Consider the following 10,574-nt stretch of genomic DNA (forward strand, 5'->3'; position numbering starts at 1 on the left):
TCCTCTGGAGGCGGGGCAGGGTGCGGCCCTGGCCGTCCCGCGTGAGCTGGTGGCGATGGCCCCGGGCTGGGCCGAGGCGTTCGGCGCCGCCGTCGACCGGGCCCGCGGGCGCGGGTACCGGATCGTGGAGATCGACCTCGCCCCGTTCCTCGCCGCAGCCCGGCTGCTCTACGACGGCGCACTGGTGGCCGAACGGTACGAGGCCGTCGGCGACTTCCTGGACTCGGTTCGGGACCCGGACGCGGGCCTCGATCCGACCGTCCGCGACATCATCGCCCCCGCCCGAGACATCGCGGCGGTGGACCTGTTGCGCGACCGACGGAAGGTCGAGGCACTACGGCGCGAGGCGCTCGCCGAACTCGACCGGCTGGGCGCGACCGCGTTGCTCGTGCCCACCGCGCCGTTCCACCCGACGATCGCCGAGGTGGAGGCCGACCCGATCGCCCTCAACAGCCGGATGGGGACGTACACGAACTTCTGCAACCTCTTCGACATGTGCGCCGTGGCGGTGCCGACCAGCGAGATCGACGAGGGGGGCCGAGGGACCGCGGAGTTCGGCGTGACCGTGGTGGGGCGGCCGTTCCACGACGGACCGGTGGCCGACATCGCCGCCGTGCTGGCCGGGGAACGCGACTCCGAGAAGGAACCACTCGTGCCGTGGCCGCTGCGCGCGGGCGCTCCGACCGTCGACCTTGTGGTGTTCGGCGCACACCGGCGTGGGGGCCCGCTCGAACACCAGCTCACCTCACGCGGCGCCGCCTGGCGTGGGCCGGTCCGGTCCAGCACCGACTACCGGATGTACCGCCTCGACACCGAACCGCCCAAGCCGGGGGTCCTGCGTCACCCGGACGGCGCCGCGTTGCTCGGCGAGAGGTGGACGGTCTCCCCGGCGGCGCTCGGCAGCTTCCTCGACCAGCTCCCCAGGCCGATGCAGCTCGGCCGGGTGACGCTCGAGGACGGCACGGAGATGGTCGGCTTCGGTTGCGAGCCCACGGCCGTCACCGCGGAGGCCGACGACCTCACCGAACTCGGGGAGTGGCCCCTCGGGTGAGCCGGGCACGGGCGGGCCGATCGTGCGGCGCCGGATACTCTGGGCGTCAGGTCCGCACCCGCCGCGACCTCGAACAGTGAGGTGAGCGCCAGTGAGTCAGCTCGTGTCCTTCTACGAGACCGCACCCGTCACCGACAAGCGCGGTCTGCTCACCGACGTCATCCAACGTCCGATGCAGGTGCGGTCGGGGTATGACGTGGTGGAGGGCGAGGTCGTCCCCCGGGTGGTCTACGTGCAGGCGCCGATCGAGGGCCGCCCGCTGTTGGTGCCGTTCGGCCAGTACGACGCGTGGAGCCTGCGGCAGCGGTTCGAGGAGGCGCTGAGGGTGATGAACACCCTGGGGGCCTGCGAGATCGAGTGCGCCACCTACAGCGCCCGCCGCAACGCCGTCGCCGCCCGGGTGGGGGTGGGACCGATGGCCGGGTGGGGCAAGGTGACCCGCACCCAGAGCACGGACTTCGACTATTCCTTCTCGGGCTCGGGGGCCTCCCCTCGAGACCCCGGGCCGATCCGGTGGACCAACATCCCCGGCCTGGACGCCGCCAAGCAGTCGGTGCTGCTCAACGGCGGACGCCGGGTGGAGATCACGATCGAGTCGGAGTCCGAGTTCGCCGCGGACTCCGACCTCGCCCGGCGCCTCAAGTCCGCCGGCCTGGTTCTCGGCCTCGAGGGGCGGACCCAGGCCAAGACCCTGCTGCGGATCAAGGCCGAGTTCCCGGCGGTGTGACCTTCAGCCGCCGCTCACCGGCGCCAGTGCCGCGACGTCGTCCACCGCCCGGCGGAGCTCACGCGAGGCCGCGCAGTCACCGAGCCGTCGGGTGACCGCATCCGCGATCGACCGGTAGAACCACAGCTTCTCCTGCGGCCTGGCGTTGAAGAGCCCCCACATGTCGTCACCCAGTCGTTCGTGGGCGGCGACCATCGAGCGCAGATTGTGGATCTTGTCCGCCGCCGAGATGAGCAGGCATTCCTCCGAGTCCTCCGCGAGCGCGGCGAGGTACCCCTCCTTGCGCACCCGCCACGGCGGGGTCACCTCACCCGCGGTCTTCTCCTCCGAGACGCCGCGGACGAGCTCGGTGACCCGGTCGCCGAACTCGGCGATCATGTCATCGGCCGAGTAGACCGACGGCGGGACGTCCTCGAGAACGTCGTGGAGCAGCGCGGCGACCGCCACGTCCGGGTCGTCGGTGAAGTCGGACACGATCATCGCCACCGCCACGGGGTGCGCGATGTAGGGCGTCGGGTCGTCCTTGCGGGTCTGGCCGGCGTGGCAGCGGGCCGCGACCGCGAGCGCGCGGTCGATGGTGGGTGTCCAGGTGAGGGACATGGATGCTCTCCTCTGTGGGAGGGGTCCCGGTGCCGGGCGACGCCACCGGGTCGTGGGACGGGCGCCGGCGACCGGTGGTCCGGCGGCCGGGGAGCGCTGTTCTCCCACACCCCGAGTAGACACCACGGGTACGACAGGTCGGGTGGGTACCGGCCTGTACCGGGTCCGCTGGAACCGACCGGCGGGGTGGGGACGTCGTACCTCATGACCGCGATGCGAGGACGAGATCACGACGACGACGAGGTGAGCAGATGCCCGACGGGACGATCAGAGCCGATGCGGACAGGATCGGGGCCGCCGTCGCGGTGTTCCGCGAGTCCGGTGAGCGAGTCGCGGAGGTGACGTTCCCGCACGTCGCGGCGGGCGTGGCGGCCGCGCTGCCCGGGGGGTCGGCGATCGCCTCAGCCCTGGACCGGGCGTGTGGCGCGGCGGCGGTGTACGCGACCCGGAGTTCGGGGCGCCTGACCGGGCTGGCGGACTTCGCCGAGCAGGCGCACCGGTTCCTGGAGGCGCGGGACGAGGACTTCGCGGACCTGCTCGCGCAGGTCGCCCCGCGGTGAGTCAGGCCCGTGAGTCCCCGCCCCGGCGAGTCCCCGCCCGGTGGGTCGGGCTGCCGTGGGTCAGAACGTCTTGGCGTCGATGACGAACCGGTAGTGCACGTCCGACCGGACCACGCGGTCATAGGCCTCGTTGATCTTGTCCGCCGAGATGAGCTCGATCTCGGCGGTGATCCCGTGCTCGGCGCAGAAGTCGAGCATCTCCTGGGTCTCGGGGATACCGCCGATCATGGACCCGGTCAGGATCTTGCGCCCGGCGGCGACCGACCCGGCCCGCACCGACATCGGCTCGGTCGGGATCCCGATGTTGACCAGCGCCCCGCGCGGCTTGAGCGTGGCGAGGAACCGGTCCAGCGGCAGGTTCGCGGACACCGTGTTGAGGATGACGTCGAAGGTGCCGCGCAGTTCCCGGAGCGTGGCCTTGCCCTCGTCGCCGGCGGTCGCGTAGTGCTCGACGGCGCCGTACCGCAGCGAGTCGTCCCGCTTGGAGGTGGTCTGAGACAGGACCGTCACCTCGGCGCCCATCGCCACCGCGAGCTTGACACCGACGTGCCCGAGCCCGCCCATGCCGAGCACGGCGACCTTGGTGCCCGGGCCGACGTTCCACTGCCGCAGCGGCGAGAACATGGTGATCCCCGCGCACAGCAGCGGCGCCGCCGCGGCCGGGTCGAGTCCGTCCGGAACGGACACCACCATGGGCTCCTCGACTACGATGTGGGTCGAGTACCCGCCCTGGGTGACGGGCCCCTCCGGATGGTCCTCGGGCAGCGGTGAGCCGTAGGTCGCCACAGCCCCGCGCTCGCATTCCTGCTCCTGGCCCGCGGTACAGGACGAGCACTCGTGGCAGGCTCCCACCAGGCACCCGACGCCGACGCGATCGCCGACCGTGTACCGGGTGACCTCGGAACCGACCTCCTGGACGATGCCGACGATCTCGTGTCCGGGCGCCACGGGGTAGGCGGTCTGACCCCACTCGCCGCGCACGTGGTGGATGTCGGAATGACAGATGCCGGCGTACTCGATCTCGATGAGCACATCGGCCGGCCCGGTGTCCCGGCGCCGGATGGTGGTCTTCTCCAGAGGTGCGTCCGGTGCGGTGGCGGCGACGGCGGCGACGTCCATGTGATCTCCCTTGGGTCGAGCGGAACGTGAACTGGCTGTTGATCCCGTGGCCGCCACAGTAGAGGCGATCGTGCCGTCCCCGCTCGTCCGACGAGGTCACGGATGGCCACGGGCGGTGCAGCCGCCTCCCCGGGGGTGACGGCGGTCAACCCCGTCGTTCGACCACGCGGCCGATGAGACGCGTCCCGGCCAGGAAGGGGACGCGGGTGAACCGCTTGGAGTACCAGGTGGCGGTGCTCAGCGCGTCGGGAGTGATGACCAACCGCCGGGCCTGGATGGCCCGCACCGATCGCGCGGCGACCTTCTCCGAGGTCAAGGGGGGTCTTGGAGAGGAGCATGCGCGCCGCCTCGTCGGCCTTCGGGTCGTCGCCGGAGAGGGAATCGGCGAGTCCGGACCGGAAGAACAGGGGGCATATGACGGACGCGCTGATGCCGCGGGGGCGAAGCTCGGCGTCGAGGGTCTCCGCCAGAGCGACCGCCGCGGCCTTGGTCGCGTTGTAGGCGCCCATGTGGGGGGCGTGCACCAGACCTGCGGCGGAGGCGGTGATGACCACCCGGCCGCCTCGTCCGAGCGTCGGGACCAGCGTCTTGCACCCGCGGACCACTCCGAGCAGGTTGATGTCGACGATGCGCTGCCACGAGTCCATCGACGTGGCGTCCAGCCGCCCGCCGACCGCGATGCCGGCGTTGTTGATGAGGATGTCCAGCGAGTCCACGGCACGCGCGGCGGCGGCCCAGTCGTCGTCGTCGGTCACGTCGAGCCTGCGGTAGCTCCACTGGCCGGAGAGGCCGGTCACGGCGGGTGGGGCCTCGGCGTGCAGGTCGGTCAGGATGACCTCGTCGCCGGCCGCCAGGTACTCGCGGGCGAGCGCCAGACCCAGCCCCGAGGCGGCGCCGGTGATGAAGACGCGGCGGGTCATCGGACGGCCTCCTGCGGGATCTGCGCGTCGAACGCCATGTCGCGACGCTGGTCACCGAAGGTCAGCTCGGGGATCTCGGCGAGGTAGTTCTGTACATATGTCCAGGGACGGTCGGTTCCCTGCCTCGGGAAGCGGTGCACGCCGCGCTGGACATACCCGGCGTCGAGGTCCAGGAGCGGGCGATCGCCCTTCACCTCGGGCGGGATCGGGGCGTAGATTTTCTCCCCGTTCCTCTCGCCCGCGCGCCACAGCTTGACCATGTAGCGGGAGACCATGTCCGCCCGCAGGGTCCAGGAGGCGTTGACGTACCCCACGGTGAAGCTGAAGTTGGGCACGCCGGCGAGCATCATGCCGCGGTAGGTGGTCAGGTCGGCGGGCTCGAGCTCGCGGCCGTCGATGCTCAGGGTTCCGCCGCCGAACGCCTCGAGTTCCAGGCCGGTGGCGGAGACGATGACGTCCGCCTCGAGCTCCACGCCCGAATCCAGGCGGATACCGCGTTCGGTGAACGTGTCGATGTGTCCGGTCACCACGCGCGCGCCCCGTTGCATCGCCCGGAAGATGTCCCCGTCGGGGGCTTTGCACACCCGCTGGTCCCAGGGCTTGTACGACGGGGTGAAGTGCTCGGCGATCTGCTCGCGGGAGATGTAGCGGCGTTGCAGGAGCCGCAGCCCCTGGGTGAAGGCCCAGGGGAACCGCTGAGCGACGAGATACTGGACCATGTCGCGAGCGCCGTGGGTGAAACGGGCGGCGCGGTAGGCCGGTTGTGCCGGCAGCACGCGTTGCCACACGGCGCTGATGATGTCCTTCTCGGGGAGCGGGGCGACGTAGCTCGGGGTCCGCTGGAGCATCGTGACGTCGGCGCCGAGGTTCTCCAGGGCCGGGACGAGGGTGACGGCGGTGGCTCCGGAACCGATCACGATGAACTTCCGCCCCGCGTAGTCGACGCCTTCGGGCCATAGCTGGGGGTGGATGATCTCGCCGACGAACTCCTGCTCGCCCGGGAAGTCGGGTCGGAAGCCCTGGGAGTGCGAGTAGTAGCCGGACCCGTAGTGGACGCGGCGGGCCCACACCGTGCGCTCGGTGGAGCTCCCGTCCTCCGCCCGGACGCTCGTGACCTTCCACAGGCCCTTCTCGCTCTGCCAGTCCGCGTTCTGTATCCAGGACCCCAGATGCAGGCGGTCGAGGACTCCGCACTCGCGGGCGGTGTCGCGGATGTACTCCTTGATCTCCTCACCCTGCCCGAGGGTCGAGGAGTGCGGCCAGGGGCGGAACGGGAACCCGAACGTGGCCATGTCCGAGTCCGACCGGATCCCCGGGTAGCGGAAGGTGTTCCAGGTGCCGCCCAGGTCGTCCTGTGCGTCGTGGACCTCCCACGACCAGTGGGGGAAGGTGGTGGAGACGTGGTGGGCCAGGTCGATGCCGGAGATGCCGGCGCCGACGATCAGGAGGTCCAGCGGGTTCTCGGGTGCGCCGGCCGGTGGGCGGCGGTCAGCAGAGGCTGTCATACGGAGGACGATAGTCCCGATCCCGCCGAACAAGTTGCCGAAACGCGCCAAGAGGTTGCTCTATCGCGCCATGTGGCGGAGAGTTCTGAGGTGGCATACGTCAGATCTGCAGGCCTGAGGGGCGTCAGGGCGGTGATCGATGCGCTGGGTGGCGACGCCGACGACCTGGCCCGGCGCAGTGGGCTGCCGGGCGGCGCCCTCGACAGCGACGAGATCCTGGTGCAGGATCTCGCGATCGGCTTCCTCCTCGAGACGGCGGCCGTCGAGTTGCGCTGCCCCGACTTCGGCCTGCGGGTGGCGTTGCGTCAGGACCTCGGTCTGCTCGGCCCCGTGGCCGCGGCCATCAGGCACGCCCCGACCACCACCCGGGCGTTGGAGATGACCTCCAAGTACCTGTTCTTCCACGCCCGGTCGCTCGAGATCACGGTCGTCCCGGATCCGGAGGCGGACCCCGGTGTGCTGGGGGTGCGGTTCGGTTACCGGGACGACGCGGCCGCGCTGCCTCCCCAGGCGGTCGACATGGTCCTGCTCTTCCTGCACCGGTCCATGCTCGCCCTCCTCGGGGGGGAGTACGGACTGCTGTCGGTCGAGCTCCCGAACCCGCTCAACACGGTGCCCGCTCGCTACCGGGAGCTGTTCTCCGCCCCGGCGAGACCACTCGCGTCGGCCGCGATGCTCCGCGTCCCCGCCGCGCTCCTCGGCCGGGAGATCACGGGCGGCGACCTGATGGCCCACGAGCTGGCTCTGAGCTATCTGGAACAGCACGGTCCCGCACGGGACCAGACGTACGCCGAGCGGACCAGGACCCTGCTCCTGCGGTCCCTCGACACGGGGACCTCGACCCTCGGCGACGTCGCCGCACTCCTCTCGGTCTCGCCGCGGACCCTGCAGCGGCACCTCACCGGTGAGGGCACGTCCTTCTCCGGGATCCGGGACGAGGTGCGGCGCGATGTGGCCGCCCGATTGTTGGCCACCACCGAGATCCCCCTCTACCAGATCGCCTCGGCCCTGGCCCTCGACGACGTGACGACGTTCAGTCAGTACGCGCGCCGGTGGTGGGGGGTCACGGCCAGGCAGTTCAGGGCCGACAGGAGGGGTCCGGGCGCCGTGGGTCGGCCCGCGATCGAACTTTCCTGACGAGTGTCAGCTGGACTCGCTATGATCCAGATCACACCGCCCCTGCGTCCCCGAGGACCCCCATGGTCGACACCGTTCGCGAACAACTCCGCCGTCACGCCGACTCCGACTCCCCGGCGATCCGCTACGAGGACCTGACCATCTCCTGGCGCGAGTACATCTCGGCCGCCGACCGTCGCGCCGGAGCACTCGACGCGATGCTCGACGACTCCCGACCCCGGCACGTGGGCACGCTCCTGGAGAACACCCCGGAGATGCTCTACGCGCTCGCCGCGGGCGCTCTCGGCGGCGTCGTCATCGCGGGTATCAACGCGACTCGTCGCGGTGAGGGGCTGGCCCGCGACATCAGGCGGGCGGACTGTCAGGTCCTGCTCACCGACTCCCAGCTCGCGCCCCTGCTCGACGGGCTGGACCTGGGCGATGTCAGTGTCATCGACACGGACTCCGACGAGTGGGCGGCCACGGTCGCCGCGTCGGAGCCCCCGGCCGATCCCCCGGTGGCCGATGCCGGCGACCCGTTCATGCTCATCTTCACCTCGGGGACGTCCGGGGACCCGAAAGCGGTACAGGTCGGCAACTTCACGGTCACCATGTCGGGCGAGGCGCTCGCTCCGTCCTTCGAGCTGACCTCCGAGGACGTGCTGTACCTGTCCATGCCGCTGTTCCACTCCAACGCCATCATGAGTGGCTTCTCGCCCGCGATCGCCGTGGGCGCCACCATGGTGCTCGCCCGACGCTTCAGTGCGACCCGCTTCGGCGACGACATCCGCAGGTACGGGGTCACGTACATGAACTACGTGGGGAAACCGCTCGCGTACATCCTCGACACCCCGGCTCGCCCCGACGACGCGGAGACCACCCTGCGCGCGGCCTTCGGGAACGAGGCCGCGGCCAAGGACATCCCCGCGTTCGCCGAGCGGTTCGGCTGCACCGTGCGGGACGCCTACGGCTCCACCGAACTCGCGATCATCGTCGTCCGGACCGAGAACTCGCCGCTCGAGTCCATCGGCGAACCGTTCCCGGGGGTCGCGGTGTACGACCCGGTGACGGTCACCGAGTGTCCCCGCGCGATCTTCGACGACACCGGTGCGGTGGCCAATCTCGACGAGTGTGTGGGCGAGCTGGTCAACACCGAGGGAGCCGGCTTCTTCGCCGGCTACTACAACAACGAGCAGGCCACGTCCGATCGCATGCGGGACGGGATGTACTGGTCCGGCGACCTGGCCTACCGCGACGCGGACGGCAACGTGTACATGGCCGGTCGCAGCGGGGACTGGCTGCGGGTCGACGGGGAGAACATGGCCGCCGGGATCGTCGAGGAGATCGTCCTCCGGCATCCCGCGGTCTCCCGGGTGGCGGTGTACGGGCTGCCCGACCCCCGCGGCGTCGGCGACCAGCTCGCCGCGGCCATGGTGGTCCGGCACGACAGCGAGCTCGAGCCCGCCGGGTTCGAGGAGTTCCTGGCCTCCCAGCCCGATCTCTCGCCCAAGGCGTGGCCGCGCTGGGTCCGGGTCTCCGATGCGCTCCCCACCACGGCGACCAACAAGATCCTCAAGAGAGCCCTGGTCGAGGACGGGGTCGGCGGCACCGCCGGCGGTGCCGACACCTGGTGGGAGCGGGAGGAGCGAGGCACGTCCTATGCGGTCCTCGCCGACTCCCGCGCGGGTACCGCGGTCTGATGGACCGCGCCTGATGGTCTACGTCGTCACCCGCTTCGACTTCCGGGCGCCCGGCGCGGACGCGGCCGAGCGCCGGGACCGCTACCGGGCGGCCCTCGCCATGGCCAGGTACGCGGAGGAGTCGGGCCAGGACGCCGTCAACCTCTCCGAGCACCACGGCTCCGAGGACGACTATCTCCCGTCGCCGCTCATCGCTGCGGCGGCGGTGGCCGCGGTGACCGAGCGGATCCAGATCGCGGTGTGGGCCCTGCTCGCGCCGCTGTACGATCCGGTCCGGCTGGCCGAGGACATCGCGGTCCTCGACCACGTGGCGTCCGGGCGGGTGAGCTTCACCTTCGGGCTCGGCTACCGACCGGTCGAATACGCGATGCACTCCCGGGACTGGAAGAGGCGTGGGGCACGGCTGGAACAGCAGTTGGAGACGATGCTCGCGGCGTGGGCGGGGGAACCGGTCGGCGACGATCCGGTCGACGGTTCGCCTCGGTCGCGCGTGACACCGAGACCATTCTCGGATCCGCACCCGCTGATCTTCCTCGGCGGCGCAGGCGCGGCCGCCCGTCGGGCCGGGCGCCTGGGCATGCATTACCAACCGCAGGTCAACGATCCGGAGCTCGCCGAGTTGTACCGGGCCGAGTGTCGCGCGAACGGGCATGAGCCCGGCCTCGTGGTGACCCCGGTCTCCGGTCCCGCCGCGGTATTCTGCGCGCAGGATCCCGACGAGTTCTGGGAGAGGTACGGCGGGTACCTCCTCGCCGACGCGGAGGCCTACCGTGCCTGGCAGACGGCCTCCGGTCGCAACTCCTTCGTCCACTCCGACGCCCGCTCGGTCGAGGACCTGCGCGCCGAGGGGGTGTACCTGGTGGCCACCCCGGACCAGCTCGTCGAGCGGGTCCGGTCTCGCGAACTGGGCCTGATCGCGGGCCACCCGATGTGCGGCGGGATGCCGATCGACGCCGCGTGGGAGTCGTTGCGACTGCTCGGGGAACGAGTGCTGCCGCACGTTCGGTGAGAACGCCGGGATCGGGGTCCGTAGTCTCGGGCGAATGGGAAACGACACGGCACTCAACGACACGGCACACGCCGTCCGGTACTGGTCCATGCCCGCCGCGCTGGGGGCGATGGGCGCGCTGCACTTCGTGGCGCCCCGACCCTTCGACGGGCTCATCCCGCCGGAGCTGCCGGGGAGCGCCCGGGCGTGGACCTACGGGTCCGGCGTCGCTGAGATGGCCGTGGCGGCACTGTTGGCCGTGCCCCGGACCCGGGCCCTGGGCGGGGC

Annotated in this window: 9 protein-coding genes and 3 pseudogenes; 7 read left to right on the plus strand and 5 right to left on the minus strand. The window is 71.0% G+C overall.

Annotation, left to right across the window (positions count from 1 at the left end; genetic code table 11):
* Both G6018_RS04530 and G6018_RS04535 read left to right on the plus strand, forming a co-directional pair.
* A pseudogene (locus tag G6018_RS04530) lies at positions 1 to 1,051 on the plus strand (amidase family protein); the annotation flags it as partial.
* A gap of 91 nt (positions 1,052 to 1,142) precedes the next feature.
* Positions 1,143 to 1,778 carry a hypothetical protein gene (locus tag G6018_RS04535; protein ID WP_017835462.1) on the plus strand — a complete coding sequence of 212 codons (636 nt, stop codon included), beginning with the start codon at positions 1,143 to 1,145 and terminating at the stop codon, positions 1,776 to 1,778.
* A 3-nt stretch (positions 1,779 to 1,781) separates the two neighbouring features.
* Here G6018_RS04535 and G6018_RS04540 read toward each other — a convergent pair whose 3' ends face one another.
* Positions 1,782 to 2,378 carry an HD domain-containing protein gene (locus G6018_RS04540; protein WP_182638895.1) on the minus strand — a complete coding sequence of 199 codons (597 nt, stop codon included), beginning with the start codon at positions 2,376 to 2,378 and terminating at the stop codon, positions 1,782 to 1,784.
* Positions 2,379 to 2,629: 251 nt separating this feature from the next.
* On the opposite strand from G6018_RS04540, the gene G6018_RS04545 reads away from it, so the two are divergent.
* Positions 2,630 to 2,938, plus strand: a complete 309-nt coding sequence (locus tag G6018_RS04545; RefSeq protein WP_182638896.1) for a hypothetical protein — start codon at positions 2,630 to 2,632, stop codon at positions 2,936 to 2,938.
* 60 nt (positions 2,939 to 2,998) lie between these two features.
* Here G6018_RS04545 and G6018_RS04550 read toward each other — a convergent pair whose 3' ends face one another.
* The 4 genes and pseudogenes from G6018_RS04550 to G6018_RS04560 all read right to left on the minus strand — a co-directional run bounded on the left by G6018_RS04550 (position 2,999) and on the right by G6018_RS04560 (position 6,482).
* Positions 2,999 to 4,057, minus strand: coding sequence for an NAD(P)-dependent alcohol dehydrogenase (locus tag G6018_RS04550; protein WP_182610066.1), 1,059 nt, complete (start codon positions 4,055 to 4,057; stop codon positions 2,999 to 3,001).
* Positions 4,058 to 4,202: 145 nt separating this feature from the next.
* Positions 4,203 to 4,373: a hypothetical protein gene (locus G6018_RS17275; RefSeq protein ID WP_241731186.1), complete on the minus strand. Its 171-nt coding sequence runs from the start codon at positions 4,371 to 4,373 to the stop codon at positions 4,203 to 4,205.
* A gap of 79 nt (positions 4,374 to 4,452) precedes the next feature.
* A pseudogene (locus tag G6018_RS04555) lies at positions 4,453 to 4,977 on the minus strand (SDR family NAD(P)-dependent oxidoreductase); the annotation flags it as partial.
* Positions 4,974 to 6,482, minus strand: a complete 1,509-nt coding sequence (locus tag G6018_RS04560) for an NAD(P)/FAD-dependent oxidoreductase (protein ID WP_182638898.1) — start codon at positions 6,480 to 6,482, stop codon at positions 4,974 to 4,976. The gene G6018_RS04560 and the pseudogene G6018_RS04555, both read right to left, overlap by 4 nt.
* Before the next feature lie 90 nt (positions 6,483 to 6,572).
* On the opposite strand from G6018_RS04560, the gene G6018_RS04565 reads away from it, so the two are divergent.
* The 4 genes and pseudogenes from G6018_RS04565 to G6018_RS04580 form a co-directional block, all read left to right on the plus strand.
* On the plus strand, positions 6,573 to 7,619 hold the full coding sequence (locus tag G6018_RS04565) for an AraC family transcriptional regulator (RefSeq protein ID WP_179524095.1): 1,047 nt from the start codon (positions 6,573 to 6,575) through the stop codon (positions 7,617 to 7,619).
* A 62-nt stretch (positions 7,620 to 7,681) separates the two neighbouring features.
* Complete coding sequence (locus G6018_RS04570; protein ID WP_182638900.1) at positions 7,682 to 9,298, plus strand: AMP-binding protein; 1,617 nt, start codon at positions 7,682 to 7,684, stop codon at positions 9,296 to 9,298.
* A gap of 13 nt (positions 9,299 to 9,311) precedes the next feature.
* Positions 9,312 to 10,307 (plus strand): LLM class flavin-dependent oxidoreductase, encoded by a 996-nt coding sequence (locus tag G6018_RS04575; protein WP_182638902.1) that lies wholly within the window; start codon positions 9,312 to 9,314, stop codon positions 10,305 to 10,307.
* A gap of 34 nt (positions 10,308 to 10,341) precedes the next feature.
* Positions 10,342 to 10,574: pseudogene (locus G6018_RS04580) on the plus strand (hypothetical protein); the annotation flags it as partial.

The organism is Dietzia sp. DQ11-44, from assembly GCF_014145205.1.
Classification (GTDB): Bacteria; Actinomycetota; Actinomycetes; order Mycobacteriales; family Mycobacteriaceae; genus Dietzia; species Dietzia natronolimnaea.

Excerpts from the sequence above, each read along its gene's own strand:
- G6018_RS04540 (WP_182638895.1), bottom strand. The coding sequence starts at position 2,378 with ATGTCCCTCACCTGGACACCCACCATCGACCGCGCGCTCGCGGTCGCG.
- G6018_RS04545 (WP_182638896.1), top strand. The coding sequence starts at position 2,630 with ATGCCCGACGGGACGATCAGAGCCGATGCGGACAGGATCGGGGCCGCC.
- G6018_RS04550 (WP_182610066.1), bottom strand. The coding sequence starts at position 4,057 with ATGGACGTCGCCGCCGTCGCCGCCACCGCACCGGACGCACCTCTGGAG.
- G6018_RS04560 (WP_182638898.1), bottom strand. The coding sequence starts at position 6,482 with ATGACAGCCTCTGCTGACCGCCGCCCACCGGCCGGCGCACCCGAGAAC.
- G6018_RS04570 (WP_182638900.1), top strand. The coding sequence starts at position 7,682 with ATGGTCGACACCGTTCGCGAACAACTCCGCCGTCACGCCGACTCCGAC.
- G6018_RS04575 (WP_182638902.1), top strand. The coding sequence starts at position 9,312 with ATGGTCTACGTCGTCACCCGCTTCGACTTCCGGGCGCCCGGCGCGGAC.